This window comes from Streptomyces viridochromogenes DSM 40736 (assembly GCF_000158955.1).
GTDB classification, from domain to species: Bacteria; Actinomycetota; Actinomycetes; order Streptomycetales; family Streptomycetaceae; genus Streptomyces; species Streptomyces venetus.
The window spans coordinates 5,110,278-5,127,067 of the sequence record NZ_GG657757.1 but is presented as its reverse complement, the minus strand read 5'-3'; the positions used below and the strand labels follow the sequence as shown (position 1 = coordinate 5,127,067).

12 protein-coding genes and 1 pseudogene are annotated in these 16,790 nt (G+C 70.1%); 1 reads left to right on the top strand and 12 read right to left on the bottom strand.

What is annotated here, in order from left to right; all coding sequences use genetic code 11:
* Nucleotides 1–41 precede the first annotated feature (41 nt).
* The 7 genes from ccsB to hemL form a co-directional block, all read right to left on the bottom strand.
* Nucleotides 42–1,142 (bottom strand): c-type cytochrome biogenesis protein CcsB, encoded by a 1,101-nt coding sequence (gene ccsB / locus SSQG_RS22550; protein WP_003992150.1) that lies wholly within the window; start codon nucleotides 1,140–1,142, stop codon nucleotides 42–44.
* Complete coding sequence (resB, locus tag SSQG_RS22545; RefSeq protein ID WP_003992149.1) at nucleotides 1,139–2,884, bottom strand: cytochrome c biogenesis protein ResB; 1,746 nt, start codon at nucleotides 2,882–2,884, stop codon at nucleotides 1,139–1,141. Before resB ends, ccsB begins: the two co-directional genes overlap by 4 nt.
* 3 nt (nucleotides 2,885–2,887) lie before the next feature.
* Entirely contained in the window at nucleotides 2,888–3,661 is a 774-nt protein-coding gene (locus SSQG_RS22540) for a cytochrome c biogenesis CcdA family protein (protein WP_003992148.1), read from the bottom strand.
* A 1-nt stretch (nucleotide 3,662) separates the two neighbouring features.
* Entirely contained in the window at nucleotides 3,663–4,292 is a 630-nt protein-coding gene (locus SSQG_RS22535; protein ID WP_003992147.1) for a TlpA family protein disulfide reductase, read from the bottom strand.
* Nucleotides 4,293–4,358: 66 nt separating this feature from the next.
* The gene (locus SSQG_RS22530; protein WP_039933414.1) at nucleotides 4,359–5,648 is read right to left on the bottom strand and encodes a polysaccharide deacetylase family protein; all 1,290 of its coding nucleotides are present in this window, start codon (nucleotides 5,646–5,648) and stop codon (nucleotides 4,359–4,361) included.
* A 179-nt stretch (nucleotides 5,649–5,827) separates the two neighbouring features.
* Nucleotides 5,828–6,541: a histidine phosphatase family protein gene (locus SSQG_RS22525; RefSeq protein WP_039933413.1), complete on the bottom strand. Its 714-nt coding sequence runs from the start codon at nucleotides 6,539–6,541 to the stop codon at nucleotides 5,828–5,830.
* Nucleotides 6,538–7,854, bottom strand: coding sequence for a glutamate-1-semialdehyde 2,1-aminomutase (gene hemL, locus SSQG_RS22520; protein ID WP_003992144.1), 1,317 nt, complete (start codon nucleotides 7,852–7,854; stop codon nucleotides 6,538–6,540). The genes SSQG_RS22525 and hemL overlap by 4 nt, the downstream gene beginning before the upstream one ends.
* A gap of 628 nt (nucleotides 7,855–8,482) precedes the next feature.
* Here hemL and SSQG_RS22510 point away from each other — a divergent pair.
* Nucleotides 8,483–8,920 (top strand): hypothetical protein, encoded by a 438-nt coding sequence (locus SSQG_RS22510; protein ID WP_003992141.1) that lies wholly within the window; start codon nucleotides 8,483–8,485, stop codon nucleotides 8,918–8,920.
* Nucleotides 8,921–8,998: 78 nt separating this feature from the next.
* Here the strand turns inward: SSQG_RS22510 and SSQG_RS43715 are convergent.
* From SSQG_RS43715 to SSQG_RS22490, 5 genes and pseudogenes are all read right to left on the bottom strand, one after another.
* Nucleotides 8,999–9,327: pseudogene (locus SSQG_RS43715) on the bottom strand (tyrosine-type recombinase/integrase); the annotation flags it as partial.
* 44 nt (nucleotides 9,328–9,371) lie between these two features.
* On the bottom strand, nucleotides 9,372–10,508 hold the full coding sequence (locus SSQG_RS22505; protein ID WP_003992140.1) for a hypothetical protein: 1,137 nt from the start codon (nucleotides 10,506–10,508) through the stop codon (nucleotides 9,372–9,374).
* Nucleotides 10,509–10,594: 86 nt separating this feature from the next.
* Complete coding sequence (fxlM, locus tag SSQG_RS22500; protein WP_003992139.1) at nucleotides 10,595–12,673, bottom strand: methyltransferase, FxLD system; 2,079 nt, start codon at nucleotides 12,671–12,673, stop codon at nucleotides 10,595–10,597.
* 24 nt (nucleotides 12,674–12,697) lie between these two features.
* Entirely contained in the window at nucleotides 12,698–13,957 is a 1,260-nt protein-coding gene (locus SSQG_RS22495) for a lanthionine synthetase C family protein (protein WP_003992138.1), read from the bottom strand.
* Nucleotides 13,954–16,790, bottom strand: a 2,837-nt coding sequence (locus SSQG_RS22490; RefSeq protein ID WP_244299226.1) for a lantibiotic dehydratase, incomplete at its 5' end; no start/stop codon positions are given. The genes SSQG_RS22495 and SSQG_RS22490, both read right to left, overlap by 4 nt.

Sequence of the window (16,790 nt, the reverse complement as noted above, 5' to 3'; positions counted from 1 at the left end):
AGTGACTCAGGTCGCTCGAACCGGCCTTCGGCGTACGGGGCTTACACGCCCGCGTACGAGTGCTTGCCGGAGACGAAGATGTTCACGCCGTAGTAGTTGAACAGCCAGCAGCCGAAGGCGATCAGGGCCAGGTAGGCGGCCTTGCGGCCCTTCCAGCCGGCGGTGGCGCGGGCGTGCAGGTAGCCGGCGTAGGCGACCCAGGTGATGAAGGCCCAGGTCTCCTTGGGGTCCCAGCCCCAGTAGCGGCCCCAGGCGTCACCGGCCCAGATGGCGCCCGCGATGATCGTGAACGTCCACAGCGGGAACACGGCGGCGTTGACGCGGTAGGCGAACTTGTCGAGGGAGGCCGCGGAGGGCAGCCGCTCCAGGACCGAGGTCGCGAAGGTGCCGGGGGTGCCGCCGCCCGCGAGCTTCGTCTCGTGGGAGTCCTTGAAGAGGTACAGGATCGTGGAGACCGCGCCGACGTAGAAGACCGCGCCGCACAGGATCGCCGTCGAGACGTGGATGTACAGCCAGTACGAGTGCAGGGCGGGGACCAGCTGGTCGCTGGCGGTGTAGAGGACGGTGACCGCGAGTCCGAGGTCCAGCAGGACCGTGGTGATGAGGAACAGGCCGAGCCAGCGGACGTTCTTGCGGAGCGCCAGCAGCGCGAGGTACGTGCCGACGGCGACCGTGGAGAACGTGATGTTGAACTCGTACATGTTGCCCCACGGCGCCCGCTCCACCGAGGCCGCGCGGGCGACCACGCCGCCCAGCTCGATCAGGAAGCCGAGCACGGTGAGGGAGACGGCGATCCGGCCGTAGAGGTCGCCCTGCTCGTCACCGCCGTGCGCCCCCGGACCGTCCGGCACGTCCCGCCGGCCGGACGCGGCCCGCACGGTGACCTTCGGCCGCTCCAGGACGGCGGTGCCGCCGGCCTGGTTGACGGTGACGGCGGGCCCCTTCTTCGCCGCCGCCGGTTCGGCGGTGAGCGCGGCGGCGGTCTTGGCGACCTTGCTGCGGCTACCGAAGAGCCATTCGGCGATGTACGCGAAGAAGGCCAGGGTGTAGACGGCCATGGCCGAGTAGATCAGCGTGTTGCTGATGTTCGCGAGGTTCTCGTTGGTGGCGGCGGCAAGATCGGTTGCGGCGGCGAGAGTCACTGCTTCTCAGCCCCTTCGGCAGGTACAGAGGTGTCGGTACCCGGCTCCTGGTCGGGGTCGGGGGAATCTGCGGGGTCGTCGGGCCCGGGCGCGGCGGGCGTCTCGTCGTAGAGGATCCCGGCGAGGTCCCCCAGCTCCTCGGGGACCTTGGCGGACTCGCTGCGGCCGAGGCCGGCCATCTCGACGACGGTGACGCCGTCGGCGCCCTTGACCGCGCGCACCCAGACGCGACGGCGCTGGATGAACAGTGAGGCGGCGAGGCCGCCGATGGCGGCGATGGACCCGCCGAGGGCCCAGCCGCTGCCGGGCGCCTGGACGACCTGGAAGCCGGCCCACTCCTTGATGTCCTTGCCGAAGGTGACCGAACCGGCGCCGTTCGGGAGCTTCATGGTCTCGCCGGGCCGCAGCAGCTTCTTGAACAGCTTGCCCTTGGAGTCCTTGAACTCCTTCATGTTGGTCTTGTCCATCTGGTACACGCTCTGCGGGATGCCGGAGTCGGCCCCCAGGTCGCCGTGGTAGGCGGACAGCGCGAGCACCGGAGAGTCCAGCGCGGGGAACTGCGACAGCATCGTGCCGCTGGCGGCGCCGCCGAAGGTGGGCACGAGGAACGCGTTGAAGCCGAGCTGTTCCTTCTTGCCCTGCGGGTCGCGGTAGCCGTCGAGGACCTTCACGGCGCCGGAGGAGGTGACGTTGGCGTCGAGCGGCAGCAGCGGGACCGCGCTGTCGTAGATGACCTTGCCCTTGCCGTCGCGGACCGTGATGACGGGGGCGTAGCCGTGGCTGACCAGGTAGACCTTGGAGTCGCCGATCTCCAGCGGGTGGTTGACCTTGACGGTGGCCTTCCGGTCCTTGCCGTAGGGGCCCGTGCTGTAGTCGAGGGCCGCCTGGTAGGTGCGCGGGGTGCCCTTGTTGGGGCCGGTGCGCTCGTAGGTGCCGGTGAACTTCTTCAGGTTGAAGCTGAAGGGCACCAGGTCGTCGGCGGTGAAGAGGTTGCCGGACTTGAAGTCGTCGTACTGGGTGAGGGTGTTGGAGAAGCCGTCGCCCTCCACGACCAGCTTGTTGCCCTCGGACTTGTACAGCTGGCCCCAGGCGAAGGCGACCAGCATCACGATCAGGGCGACGTGGAAGAGGAGGTTGCCCAGTTCGCGCAGGTAGCCCTTCTCGGCGGCGACGGAGCCGCCGGTGAGGTGGGCGCGGAAGCGGCGCTTCTTCAGCAGGGCCAGGGCGGCCGTGTGGACCTGCTCCGGCTCGGCCGTGGTGCGCCAGGTGGTGTGGGCGGGCAGCCGGGTCAGCCGCTTGGGCGCGCCCGGCGGGAGGCCGCGCAGCTGGCCCACGAACTGCCAGGTGCGGGGCACGATGCAGCCGATGAGGGAGACGAACAGCAGGATGTAGATCGCGGAGAACCACACCGAGCTGTAGACGTGGAACAGCCCGAGCTTGTCGTAGACGTCGCCGAGGGTGGGGTTGTTCTTGCGGAAGTCGGCGACCTTCGTCTCGTCCTGGCCGGACTGCGGGATGAGGGAGCCGGGGATCGCGCCGAGGGAGAGCAGCAGCAGGAGCAGCAGCGCGACCCGCATGGAGGTCAGCTGCCGCCAGAACCAGCGGGCCCAGCCGATGACGCCGAGGGAGGGCAGGTTGGGCGGGTCTTCCGTGGGGGCGGTGGACAGCTGGGCGCCTGCCTCACCCAGGTCCTGGTTCTCCGCGGCGGACGGGGCCGGGTCGGAGGCGGTGGTCTTGCTCATGGATCAGATCCCCACAGTGAATCCGGCGGACCAGGACTGCATGTGCTGCACGAGGGTGTTCCAGACGCCCGTCAGCAGAAGCAGACCGGTGATGATCATCATGGTGCCGCCGAGCCGCATCACCCAGACGTAGTGACGCTTGACCCAGCCGAAGGCGCCGAGCGCCTTGCGCAGGGCGACCGCGGCGAGCACGAATGGCACACCGAGGCCCAGGCAGTACGCGACGGTCAGTATGGCACCGCGGCCCGCGCTGGACTGCTGCGAGGACAGGGCGAGCACGGAGGCGAGGGTGGGGCCGATGCAGGGGGTCCAGCCGATGCCGAAGAGCGCGCCGAGCAGGGGTGCGCCGACCAGTCCCGTCACGGGCCTGCGGTGGAAGCGGAACTCCCGCTGGCTCATCCAGGGCATCAGTCCCATGAAGAACACGCCCATGAGGATCATGAGTGCGCCCAGCACCTTGGACAGGACACCCTGTTCCTGCTGGAGCGTCGCCCCGAAGTAGCCGAACAGGGCCCCGCCGGACACGAACACGACGGTGAAGCCCACGACGAACAGCGAGGCGCCCGCGACCATCCGGCCGCGCCGGGCGTCGGCGAGATCGGTGCCGGTGACGCCGGTCACGTAGGAGAGGTAGCCGGGGACCAGCGGCAGCACGCACGGCGAGAAGAAGGAGACCAGGCCGCCCAGCAGCGCGAGGGGCAGCGCCGCCAGCAGGGCGCCGTTGAGCACGGTCTGGTTGGGATCGGTCGCCGCGGCGAGAAGGGTGACGTCCGTCACGTCACTTCTCCGCGACGACCGGCTTGAGCATCTTCAGCAGGCGTTCCTCGCTGAGCGCGGACAGCGAGCGTGCCGCGACCTTCCCGTCCCGGTCGAGGACGAGGGTGGAGGGGATCGCCTGCGGGTTGAGGGTGCCCTTCTTGAAGCGCAGCAGCAGCTTGCCGGTCGGGTCGTAGAGGCTGGGGTAGGTGATGCCCCAGTCCTTCTCGAAGGCGAGCGCGGCGCCGGTGGAGGTGTCCCGGGTGTTGATCCCGACGAACTGCACGCCCTTGCCGGCGTACTCCTTGGAGACCTTCGCGAAGTACTTGGCCTCGGCACGGCAGGGGTTGCACCAGGAGCCCCACACGTTGAGGACGACGACCTTGCCCTTGTAGTCGGCGACGTCGAGCGTCTTGCCGGCGATGGTCTTGCCGGACAGGTCGGGGGCGGGGGTGCGCTCCCCCTTGGCGACCGTGGCGGTGCCGTCGCCGCCGGTGACGAAGTTGGTGTTGCCGCCCCCGCCGGAGGTGCCGCCGGAGCCGCACGCGGAGACGAGCAGCGCGGTCGCGGCGAGACCGGCGGTCAGCGCGGCGTTACGGCGGACGCGGCGGGTGCGGTTCGAGCGCAGGGGGGCGCGGCTGGCGGCACTCATGTGAAAAGTTTCGCATGCCCGTTCTGGGGCTCTCGCCCGCCCCCCTTGCGGGCGGAAAACCGCATTTCAGGCGGCGTCCCCCGAGGGTGTCCCGGCCCCCTGGGGGGTCTTCTCGACGAACCCCTCCCAACCGCCCGCGGGTTGCTGCCCGACCTCGAGGGTGCGGAGCTTTTCGAGCACCTCGGGCTTCTGCACGTCCAGCCAGTCGGTGAACTGCCGGAAGGAGACGAGGCGCACATCCGCGCCCTGCTCCTTCTCGCGCGCGATGTGCTTGAAGGCCTCTTCCACGGCGTCCATGTAGATGCCGCCGTTCCACTGTTCGAAGTGGTTGCCTATGAAGAGAGGTGCCCGGTTTGTCTCATATGCCCGCTCGAACCCCTGGATGTACGCCTGGGCCGACTGCTCCCGCCAGCCCGGGTAGTTGTGCGCCGGGGCCTTCGTGCTGTTCAGGGACTGGTTGGCCAGCATGTTGTAGTCCATCGAGAGGACCTCGAAGCTACGGCCGGGAAAAGGTATCTGCTGGAGCGGGAGATCCCAGATGCCCTGCCGCTTCACGGGCCACACCTGGCGGCCGCCGGGCGAGGAGGCGTCGTAGCGCCAGCCGAGCTCGCGGGCGGTGGGCAGCAGGTTGTCCTGGCCGAGCAGACAGGGCGTACGGCCGCCGACGAGTTCCTTGTCGTAGTCGAACGGCAGCGACGGCAGGTCGGTCCAGCCGGAGTTGGTGCGCCACTCCTTCACGAAGGACTTCGCCTGGTCGATCTCGCTGCGCCACTGCTGGGGCGTCCAGTTCTTGACCGAGCCGTGGGTCTCGCCGCAGAAGTGCCCGTTGAAGTGGGTGCCTATCTCATGGCCCTCCAGCCACGCCCGGCGGACGTTCTTCAGGGTCGCCTTGACGTGATCGTCGGTGAGGTAGCCGATGTCGGAGGCACCGCGCGGGTTGTTCGGCGGGTCGTAGAGGCGCTTCTTCGACTCGGGCAGCAGGTACAGCCCGGACAGGAAGAAGGTCATGCTCGCGCCGTGCTCCTTGGCCAGGTCCAGGAAGCGCGGGAAGAGACCGTTGCCGACCTCGCCGGCGCCGTCCCAGGAGAACACGACGAACTGCGGCGGGGTCTGACCCGGCTCCAGCGGCTCGGGCTTCGCGGGCTGGTGGGGCTGCTTGCCGGTGTAGGCGGTGGAGCCGTCGCCGATGGGCCGGGCGGCAGGCTTGGGCTTGGAGCCGCCCTTCGGGGAGTCCCCGGAACCATCGGCGTGACTGGAGTCATCCGACCCGGTGAGGCCGCCGCAGCCGGCGAGTGAGACGGCGGCCGCGGCCCCCGCGCCGAGTCCGAGCATTCCCCTGCGGGAGTAAGGGCGCATGGCATCCCCGTTCGTCACGTTCTCTGGTGGTCACCCAGTCAGAGGACGTGAAGAACGGGGAGGTTCCTTCGAAACTTGCAGATTCCGTAACGAAGGGATCAGAAGCGAACAGAAAGGGCTTACGGGGCGTGTGTGCTGCTTACGCGCCTTGTGGGCGGCTCAGGCGCCTCGTGGGCGGCTCACGCGCCGAACGCCTTGGCCTGCCCCTTCACCGGCTTGGCACCGGCGAGGAGATGCGCCGGGACCAGGTCGCGGGCCGGCTCGGTGTAGCCGACGGAGACGATCCGGTCGCCCTGGTACGTGAACGTCGTCAGCGACGCGAGCGTGCACTGCCGCTTGCGCGGGTCGTGCCACAGCCGCCGCCGCTCGACGTACGACCGGACGATCCAGATCGGCAGCTGGTGGCTGACCACGACCGCCTCGTGCCCCCGGGCCCGGTCCTTCGCCGCGCTCAGCGCGCTCGTCATCCGGACCACCTGGTCGACGTACGGCTCGCCCCAGGACGGCCGGAACGGGTTGACCAGGTGCTTCCAGTTGCCGGGATTGCGCAGCGCCCCATCCCCGACACCGAACGTCTTCCCCTGGAAGATGTTGCCGGCCTCGATCAGCCGCGCGTCGGTGGCGAGGTCCAGCCCGTGCGCCTTGGCGATCGGCTCCGCCGTCTCCTGGGCCCGCTCCAGCGGGGAGGCGACGACGTAGGTCACGTCGCGGGACGCCAGGTGCTCGGCGACCCGGTCCGCCATGCGCCGGCCCAGCTCGGAGAGGTGGTAGCCGGGCAGCCGCCCGTAGAGGATGCCGTCCGGGTTGGCCACCTCGCCGTGCCGCATGACGTGGACGACGGTGATGTCGTCCTCGGCGCCGGCGCTGCTGTCCTTGTTGCTCAGGTCGCTCATGCCGTGGCCTCCGCGGCCGCTCGGGCCGCCGCCGGGAGGGCGTCGGCGATCCGCTGCACGGCCCGCTCGTCGTGCGCGGTGGACACGAACCACGACTCGAAGGACGACGGCGGCAGGTAGACGCCGTCCGCGAGCAGGGAGTGGAAGAAGGCGGTGAAGCGGAACGACTCCTGCGCCTTGGCGTCCTCGTAGTTCCGCACGGGACGGTCGGTGAAGAACACCGAGAACATGTTGGAGGCGTTCTGCAGGGTGTGCGCGACGCCCTCCTTGGTCAGGGCGTCGGTGACGAGCCCCTGGATCTGCTTCGAGACGGCGTCGACCTTCTCGTAGGCGGCGTCGTCCAGCAGCCGCAGCTGGGCGAGCCCTGCGGCGGTGGCGACGGGGTTCCCGGAGAGGGTGCCCGCCTGGTAGACGGGCCCGGCCGGAGCGAGGTGCGCCATCACGTCGGCGCGCCCGCCGAAGGCCGCGGCCGGGAAGCCGCCGCCCATGACCTTGCCGAAGGTCATGAGGTCGGGGACGACACCGTCGACGCCGAACCAGCCGGCGCGGCTGGTGCGGAAGCCGGTCATGACCTCGTCGGAGATGTAGAGGGCGCCGTTCTCGGCGCAGAGGTCCTTGAGGCCCTGGTTGAAGCCGTCCGCGGGCGGCACGACGCCCATGTTGCCCGGAGAGGCCTCGGTGATCACACAGGCGATCTCGCCCGGGTGGGCGGCGAAGGCGGCCCGCACGGCGTCGAGGTCGTTGTAGGGCAGGACGACGGTGTCACCGGCCTGGGCGCCGGTGACACCCGGGGTGTCGGGCAGCGCGAAGGTCGCGACACCGCTGCCGGCGGCGGCGAGCAGCGAGTCGACGTGCCCGTGGTAGCACCCGGCGAACTTGATCACCTTGGTGCGCTGCGTGAACCCGCGCGCGAGCCGGATGGCCGACATGGTCGCCTCGGTGCCGCTGGACACCAGCCGCACCTGCTCCAGCGGCGCGACGCGGGAGACCATCTCCTCGGCGAGCGCGACCTCACCCTCGCCGGGCGTGCCGAAGGACGTGCCGCGGGCGACGGCGTCCTGCACGGCGGCGATGACCTCGGGGTGCGAGTGCCCGAGGATCATGGGCCCCCAGGAACACACGAGGTCGACGTACTCCCGCCCGTCGGCGTCCGTCAGATACGGCCCGGTACCGGACACCATGAACCGCGGTGTGCCGCCGACGGCGCGGAAGGCCCGCACCGGCGAGTTCACGCCACCGGGTGTGACGGCCTCCGCGCGGTCGAACAGAGCCTGCGAGGCCGGTGCTTCGTACGGATATGTCAGTTCGCTCATGACCTGCGACTTCTCCGACCTTCTCCGACGTTGTCGGGCTCCGGGGGACGAGGGACCTGTTCAGGGTAGGACAGGGGAGATGACGAACGGGACGGCCATGGCGACTGGTGCGGGATCACGTCCGCTGGTCGCGGGATCACGTCCGCTGGTCCGGGATCACGTCCGCTGGTCCGGGATCACGTCCGCTGGTCCGGGATCACGTCCGCTGGTCCGGGATCACGTCCGCGTTTCCCGGGCGTCTGCGAGACTGGACCTGATACACACAGCTCAAACGGCCCACGGTGGTCGGAGGCTGCGAAGATCCTGCGGTCAGATGGTTCAGCGCACGTTTCGGCGGGCGGCCGTGGGGGAGGTCACTGACACGATGATCGGGTTGCGCGGCGGGGGCGACGCGTCCTAGAAAAAGCAGTCGGGTGGAGATATGCATCGCGGTGGCGGACTGGGCGAGGGGACTGATGACCTGGGTCCTCGACGTGCCCGGCGGGGAAGGCACCGGCGCGAGGCGGAGGACACGCAGGAACGTCGGACGCAGGGCCCGTCGAGTGAACCGGAGCGGCTCGACGGACGTACTGAACGTCCTGAACGTCTGGTGGACGATCTTCCGTCCGGGAGCAGGAATGGTGGTCGGGTGGGGGTGACGTACAAGTACTTCGGCGCGCCGGACGGCGCGACGGCGGCTCGCGTCCCGATCTCGATGCGTCCGGAGGAGCTCGGCGGCGACGAGCTCGGTATGAACGGCATGTTCACGAAGATAAAGCCGGAGACCATGGCGGCGATGGTCCTGACGGGCATCGAGGGCGTTCCCCTGCACAAGGTGCCGCCGCTGGAACTGGTCGTCCTGCACCCCGACTACGCGGTCGTCAAACTCCCGATGACGGTCGTCGACCCCCTTCGGGGCATCGGCGAGGAGGCCGTGGGCGCGGCGGCGTTCATCTGGTCCACGGTCCCGGACCGGGGCGGGCCCCGGGACGCGTTCAACGTGTACCAACTGCTGCACGAGTGGCAGGACTTCTCGCACCGGCTGCATGAGGCGGGGCATCAGGCGTATTGCCTGGTGTGGCCCTGAGCTGGCGTTTCGTGAAGGGCGGGCGGGGTCTTCGGGCCTCGCCCTTTTGCTTGCCGGGGAAGGGCCGTCAGTCGGCCAAGCACATTGAGGGCACATTGGTTTTGCTGGGGGTGCTGATGTGCCCTCGGTGGCGGGCGGGCCGCCGTTGCCTTCCGTTTCGCCCTCCCCCGCTTCGGCTTCGGTGAAGGCGTCGTCGGTCGCTTTGCGGTTGCGGGTCTCGCTGGACGGCAGAAGGTGCGTGTACGTCCGGAGCGTGAAGCCCGGGTCCGAGTGGCCGAGGTACTCGGAGAGCGCCTTGATGCTCTCCCCCGCGTCTAGCAGCACGGAGGCGTAGGCGTGCCGGAGGGCGTGCATGCCGTCTTCCGGGGCCCCTGGGGGCACCTCGCACCGCGCTCGCGGGGAGGGAGCGCGACAGGAAGAGGCGCGAAGCCTCCTGACTCCCGTATCACTGTCAGGCTCTCTCCTCAGAGGGCATACGTCCGGTATCGAATGGCCGCACGAGACTCGCCCGGATCACGCGGTCGCTGGCGCGCAAAGCCGATGCCAGTCCTCCTTGCAGCTCGTCCGGGATGGTCCCTGCGCCGAGGGCGCAGGCACGCACCAAGGCGCGGCAGTCCTGCGTTTGCCGGTCCGTGGCGATCGACGTGAACAGAGGGTGCGCCAGGTTCTCACGGGCCGCGTAGCCGTCTTCGGCGTCCGTCGTCCAGCGGTGGAGATCCTCGACGACGCGGCGTGCGGCAGGCGAATCGGCGGAACCAATCGCGTCAAGGACAGTAAGTCCGAGCCGAATGTCGAAGACCGTCACCCCAGGTCCAGTCTTCCGCTCGAAGTAGGTCGTCACCAGGTCCGCCAGGTGGCCGTCGACCGGCTGCCCGGCGTCGCGGCGGCACAGAACGGTCAGGCAGGCCGTGACGGCTTGCTCCCACGGATCGCCGGGCATCGTGTCGGCGAGGAGGACAGCGGCCCATTCCTTGTCACCCGCAACGAGGGCGGCAAGTACGGCGACTTGGCGCCCGTCGAGCATCCGCTTGCCCACACCGTGGTGGGCTTCGATGTGTGTCAGGGCCTCGGCCCATCGTCCCGTGGTGGTGAGGGTGCGTGTGCCATCGGCGAGGAGCACGCGCCACAGCCATGCGCGGACCTCGTGGCGGTCTTCGTCGGTCGCAGTGAGGCCCGCCGGTACGGCGACGCCCTCGAACTGGGCGGCTCTGCCCGACTCGATCGCCCCGTACAGGTCGAGTAGTCGCTGACGTCCCTCATCCGCGCGGCCGGCGCGGATCTGGAGGCGAGCGAGGTTGACGACCGGTTCCAAGCCCCGGATTGCGCTCATGCCAGGCAGGGGGCAGGCGTGGAGGTAGGCGTCGGCGTGCTGGTGGCACATCTCGCGTGCAAGGTCGGGGAGGCCGAGATCGGAGGCGATGAGCGCGGCCTGGTTGTAGACGGCCGATGCGAGCCCCTGGTCGTTCTTCTTCACCGCCGTGTCGGCAAGTTCGACGAGGCCGCCCACGCGTTGGGGCAGGGGCAGACAGGGGGGCCGGAATCGGGCGACGAGCGGGAAGCGCTGGGCTATGGGTCCGTGTGGGTCCATGAGTTCCCCCGGCGTGAGTGCGAACTACGGAGACGACGGTGCCCGCCAGCCGTGCGCCTGCGGGCACCGTCTCTACATGTGTGGGGTCACTTCCAGCCGACGACGATGCGGTTCAGCGGCGTGTCGAGAGCGAAGAGGCCGGGGCGCTGCTCAATGGCGGGGGCGTCGAGGGGCTGGATTTCGAACGTGGCCTCACGGCCGCGGTACTCCCGGTCCCAGGTGCGTACGGCGTCGGCGACCTTCGCGGCCAGCTCGTCGCTGCCGGGACCGTGCCCGATGACACCGAACTCCCAGAGCTTGCCGCCCTCAGGCGTCTTGTCCTCCGACAAGCGCCGCGCCAGGTAGGTGACGGCACCCTTGTCGACGACCGCGGTCGACGAGGGGTAGGGGTCTTCGGCGAGCAGAGTGCCCTTGGCGCTCTGAGGGAAAAGCATCCGGATCAGGCCGGAGGGGAGGGAGCAGGTGACGAACAGTTCCATCCACTCGGGCGACTCCATGGCGCGGACCATCATGCCGGTCCACTCCTCGGTGCGCGGCTGGTCCAGGACGCCGGCAAGGGCGTCGGCGTCGATGTTCTGCCCGGCTGGGGCTTGCAGTCGTACGGTGCCGTCCGTGCTGAGCGGGATGACGCGGCGGTCGTCGTCGGCGATGCCCCGACGGAGCGGCATGAAGGTGTTCATCTCGCTGCCGAGGGACACCCATCGGCCGTCGCGCTGCTCGTAGGCGATGGAGCGGGACACTGTGCCCTTGAGGCGCTGGGGGACGAGGAGCCGGCCGCCGGGGGCGAGCTGCTGCAACCAGGCGTGCGGCACGCCGTGCGCACCGACGGTGGCGATGATCCGGTCGTACGGCGCTCCTTCGGCGTAACCGAGGGCTCCGTCGCGGATCACCGCCTTGACGTTGGTGATCCCGGCGGCGGCGAGGTGCGCGCGGGCGCCCTCTACGAGGTCGTCGTCGACGTCGAGCGTGGTCACGTGTCCGCTCTCGCGGACCAGGTGGGCGAGCAGAGCGGCGTTGTAGCCGGTTCCGGCGCCGAGTTCGAGGATGCGCTCGCCGGGCTGAGCCTCGAGCTGGTCGAGCATGAGGGCCACGACGCCCGGCTGGGAGGCGCAGGAGATCGATGTGCCGTCGCCGTCGTACTTGATGTGCACCGGTTGGTTGGCGTAGGCGTCTTCGAGCGACGCATCGGGCACGAACACGTGGCGGGGCACAGTTCGCAGCGCATTCTCGACGGCGGGCGTGCGGGCGTGTCCGTCCGCGTGGAGCTGGTCGACCAGGGCGTTGCGGAGGCGGTCGGCGTCCGCCGTCGGGGTGGCGATCGTGTCGTTCACCGCGCTGACGCTATCGGTGTCAGCCGTTGCCTCGTCGGGCGACGCGGGGTTGTCACTCGTTCCCATTACTACCTCTCGTGCGATGTTGGACAGTGCGCTCTGATCACCTCGGAGGAGAGCGGCACGGTTGGAGTGGAAGATCACGTGGTGGGCAATGGCGACTCGCAGACCGCGAGTGAGGGCACCACGATGGGCGAGGGAAGCCAGCGCGGCACCCGCCCGTTCGAAGGCGGCCACCCACCCGTCATGCCCGGCAAGCGGGCCGCTCGGGCGATACAGGCCGTGGGCGTCTACGGTCATCAGCTTTCGCATCGCTCGTGCCACTCCGGCGGTCCGCTCAGAGGGCAGATGGCCAGTCGTCGGCCGGAGTGCGGCGACCTTCGCCCATACGTCGCCCTGCTCGAACCAGTCCAGGCCGGCCGCCCGCATCATCGCGCTCGCCAGCAGCACGGCGGTTTCCCGGCGCCCGAGGTTCTCCGGGCCAGGTTGGTAGGTGAGCAGGTGGCGGCTGTCCTGGTGGAACAGCTCGTGAGCGACATCCATGGCCTCGGTCCCGCCGAAGGCATCGGTCTCAGGTTCGTAGATGTAGGGCAGCCAGGACACTGCCGTGCCGTCCTGGACGAGGTTGCTCAGCAGCGCTTCGACGACGGGTGAGGGCTCATCAGCGCGGTACCGCAGCGGCCAGGGCTGCTTGTTCATGAACCACCAGCCGGTGAGCTGCCCCTCGTTTTCTGCCGTGAGGAGGGCAGAGGCGATGCGTTCGGTGATGGCGTGCTGGGCGCTCTCGCGATCAGCGAAGGTGATGTTGTGTTGCTGCCAGCGGTCTGCGGGCATGCGGGGGTCCTTCGGTCGGTGGAGTCAGGCGATGAGCAGGCATGTGTCCCAGGCGGATCGGGGTGGTGCAGAGGTGCTGGGCGCGAGGAGGGCCAGGGCGATGCCGGCTGCGCCGTCGAGGAGACCGGGGCCGCGCATGAGCGTCGTGGCGGCGTGTTCGGGGTCGGTGCCCGGCGGGTGGGCTGCGGCCAGGAGTGCCGGGATCGTGGCGCGGAGCTGTCCGGCGGTTGAGGGGTGGGCGTCGTCGGCCGCGCGGGCGGCGACGTGGGCGAGGCCGGCGAAGCCGTGGCATAGGGCGCTGTCCGTCGTGGCCTTGAGCTGGGCCGGGTTGGTGAGGGCGGCCACGAGCGCGTTCTCGGCGTCGACCTTTCGGCGGGTGCCGCCGAGGGCGAGCGCGGCGAGTTGCTGGGCGCGGGCGAGGCCGGCCGTGCCGTAGCACCATGACGGACGCCGCGGTGCGGACGGGGTGAGGCGGCCAGTGCGCAGCTCGTCCCGGGTGACCCAGTACGGCCACGCCGGGCCTCGGCCGGTGTCCTCTCGCCATCGGTCCAGCCACACCAGGATTCGGCCCAGTGCATCATCGTGGCCGTCGACGAAGGTGCCCTGCTTGGCGGCGAGCGCCAACAGCGCAAGTACGCCGCCGATACCGTGCGCCATGCCGTTGTTGGCGTGTCCTCCTCGAAAGCGGTCGTCCGGGCGGCCCGAGGGCCCTGTGTCCGTCCACCAACCGGGCAGGTTCTCGCCGTCGTGTGTGATCGGTTCGGTGAGGCGTACGCAGTAGTCGAGTACGGCACGCAGGGCGGCGCTGCCAGGGTTGCGGCGGCGCAGGAGGTAGGAGCCGTAACCGCTCAGGCCGCGAATGGTGTCGAACTCCGCGAGCGCTGGGAGGAGTCCGGCGTCGATGCGGCGGTGTGCGGCGTCAGTGCGGCGGCTCACGTCGTCAGCCATTTGTCGGTCGAGAGTGTCAAGGGCCCGCTGGTAGGCGCCGGGCAGGTGATCGGCAGCGCAGGCAACAGCGTGCGCGAAGGCGGGCGCCCCGTAGAAGGGGTGGCTGTCGGGGCCGCTGGTCAGCGGTTCGCGGGAGGCGGCGGCGAGCCAGTCGTGGGCGCGCTGCCACGGCCCCAGGCCAGCCGCGGCCCGCTCGATGTGCAGGAGCGCGATGCCGGGCAAGCCATAGGCAAGGTGCTGCCGATGAGAGACCGCTGGCCCAAGGTACGCCGTGTGGGGGTCGGCGAGTTGCTCGGCGACGGCCTCAGCCAGGTCCAGCGCGGCCTGTGCGGTCACGGTGTCCTCCCAGTGGTGCGGGCGGTCCAAGCCAGGGCGGCGGCGCGAGCGAGGTAGAGGCAGACCTCTTCTTCAGGGAAGTTCACCGCAATGTGCCGTACGAAGTGGACGTGCATCAGCGAGGTCAGGACGTCGTCGAGGGCGATGCCCTGCGTGTGGGGCCCTGGCAGGTGCCGCCGGTAGGCGGCGAGCGCCGCTTCGCGATCGGCCCACGCCGAAACGATCGCCGCTCCTCCGGGTGCGCCGCGCAGCGCCGCCCAATCGTTGCCAGGGTCGGCGAGGCGTACGGCGTCGGTGAACTGCGGGCGCGGTAAAGATGCGGGGGCTGTGGGCGGGATGCGGTCGATCAGCCAGCGCATCCCGGCTTGCGTGCTGCCGAGGAACGCGGAGGCGATGGAGACGGTGTGTGCGGCCACCAGCGTGCGATGGTGCGGGCGCCGTGGCTGGGAAAGCTGGGCCAGGATGGCCCGCGAGTCCGCCCGGAACACTTTCTCGGCCGCGTCCCATGCGGTGCCGGATCCCCAGCGGCCCATCTCACGGTAGGAGGTGGGGTACCGCAAGTCCGCCAGCAGACCGGCGCCGCGCAGCTCGTCGGCCCAGGTGCTCACTGTTCGGGCCGTCTCGGCGAATGCCTCCGGAGTATGGAGCGCGATGCGCAGGCGCAAGTGCTGCTCGGGGTCGCGGAAGCGGATGAACCACCACGGCGGTCCACCGAGCCGTTCAAGGAGATCGGGCAAGTGGCGGGCAAGCAGGGTGTCCTGGCGGCGAGCGTCTCCGTACAGGGTCGCCAGCAGCACCGACGAGGCGGCCGGGACCTGCATCTGGGCCGTGGAGAGGGCGCGAGCCGGGGTGGGGGCGGGCAGAGTCGGCCACGCCGGGGGCCGGGTCGCCTTGAGCGGCACCACTACCTCGTGGGCGCGGCCGTCGCACCAACCGAGCGCCCCCGGTTCCGCCGCCTCGACGAGCACGGCGACGCGCACTCGGTCGAGGTAGTGGCGCAGCAGCGTCCGGTGGCCGGCCTCGTCGAGGTCAAGGAAGAGACGCCGGTCGTCCTCCACGAGGTAGACCCACCGCGGTAGCCGCCGCCGGGCCCGCCAGTCGGTGAGGGTGGTGTCCCATTCGGCCCGACGGTGTGAGCGGCCTGGCAGCTCGGTCGCCTCCAGCCGCCAGCGGGCCGGGGCAAGCACCGTGCGCCCGTACCGCAGGCGCGGCAGGAACGGCATCGCCGCTGCGGCACCCCAGTCGAACACGGTGACCTGCGCGCATTGAGCGCGGGACAACTCGGTGAGGAATCGCACCAGCGGCGGAGTATGCGTGTGGAGGTTCAGCGCGTGCATCCCGACGGCCTCGATGCGCTGGCCGCGCTCGGGGGCGGCCAGGTACATGCGGCGGCCGTCGCACCCCACCGCCAGGTCCGCAGGTGTGAGGACATCGTCGGCGGGCGCTCGGTGTTCCTGGAGGCCGATCAGGGTGGGCAAGACTTGCGGGGCCCGAGTGACGTGGGCACTCTCGGGCAGGAGCGGTGGGAAGGAGAGCTGCACGGGCACGGTGTTGCTGTCGGCGGTCGGAAGGTCAGCCAGCTCGGCGGTCAGGGGCTCACGGCCTGCGGAGGTCAGGACGCTGAGGAATCGGCCTGTGGACACGCCGGCGCCGCGAGAGACGCTTACGACCTCCAGCCGGAACCGCCCGCGCTGCAGCTCGCCCACGCTGGCCGCATGGACTCGCACCCCCACCTCCAGGTGAGGCGGCACCCGGGGTTCGTCGGGCCCTACGTCCAGGGCGTCGATCAGCTCGTCGGTGAGGACCACCTCCTCGCGGCCATCGAGCGCGGCGGCCTGCGCCAGCCGTACGAGGGCATCATCCCGAGCGGAGAGGCGAGGTCGACGGGCGCCGGACGGGGTGCCCGGGTAGCCGTCGGGGTAGCCGGTGCCACTGTCTGCGACGACTTCCTGGAGCGGCACCATCGTGCCGATGCCGTAGCGCTCGTAGAACCGCTGGTGGTATGCGCCCCACGCCGCGGTGCCGTACGGGCGGGCGCTGACTCGGGTCAGGATCAGGGCGGCGCGCTCGATCTCGCGGGCGACCGCGTCCGGCAGTACGAGCTGCGCGTCCAGGCGCAGGTCGAGCGCGACAGGGTGGCGGCGCAGGCCCGGCACAAGGGCCCTCATCCGCGCTGCGACGCTGTCCCGCCCGCCCCGCGAAGTGCACTCGTTCAGACCGGTCCGGATCGCCCGTAGCTCGCGCGCCATCTCCGCGACCGGAAGGAGGGTGTCGGCGTCGATCGCGTCGAGCTGATCGAGCAGATACCCGAGGGCGTCGGTCTCGGTGCTGGGTGCGTGCAAACTCGTGATCAGCACACGCCGCTGGATCAGCTCCACCAGCAGCCGGCGCACCTTCTCCGGCCCGGCCTCGGGGAACTCCGCCTGGAGCTTGTCCGCGAGGGCCGCGACCGGGATCGGCGCCCGCGTCGCGGCGAGGACCGCGCGCACGGGCTCGGTCAAGGCCAGCGACGCCTCAACCGCGCGAGTCCGATCGTCCTGGGCGTCGGATTGAAACGGCACGATGAGCCGGTCGCTGCGGCTGGTCACGGTGTTGTTGACGACCAAGGGCAGCCATTCGAGGAGGTCTGGGCAGGACTCCATCCGCTCGACGACAGCGGCCAACCACTCTGCGCTCGCTTGGCCGACAGCCACGTGTTCCGCACCCCAGCACGCGCGCGTCTGCGAGCCGAACTCCGCAGTGGTCACTCCGGCAAAGAGGCCGAACGGCGTCGCACGGTGCTGGGAGCGGAGCAGGTAGCGGGCCACGGACAGTGCCGTACGCCGGACGTCGC

Coding starts and splice junctions, on each gene's coding strand:
- SSQG_RS22535 (WP_003992147.1), bottom strand. CDS start 4,292: ATGAGTGCCGCCAGCCGCGCCCCCCTGCGCTCGAACCGCACCCGCCGC.
- SSQG_RS22530 (WP_039933414.1), bottom strand. CDS start 5,648: ATGCGCCCTTACTCCCGCAGGGGAATGCTCGGACTCGGCGCGGGGGCC.
- fxlM (WP_003992139.1), bottom strand. CDS start 12,673: ATGCCCGCAGACCGCTGGCAGCAACACAACATCACCTTCGCTGATCGC.
- SSQG_RS22505 (WP_003992140.1), bottom strand. CDS start 10,508: ATGGACCCACACGGACCCATAGCCCAGCGCTTCCCGCTCGTCGCCCGA.
- hemL (WP_003992144.1), bottom strand. CDS start 7,854: ATGAGCGAACTGACATATCCGTACGAAGCACCGGCCTCGCAGGCTCTG.
- SSQG_RS22525 (WP_039933413.1), bottom strand. CDS start 6,541: ATGAGCGACCTGAGCAACAAGGACAGCAGCGCCGGCGCCGAGGACGAC.
- resB (WP_003992149.1), bottom strand. CDS start 2,884: ATGAGCAAGACCACCGCCTCCGACCCGGCCCCGTCCGCCGCGGAGAAC.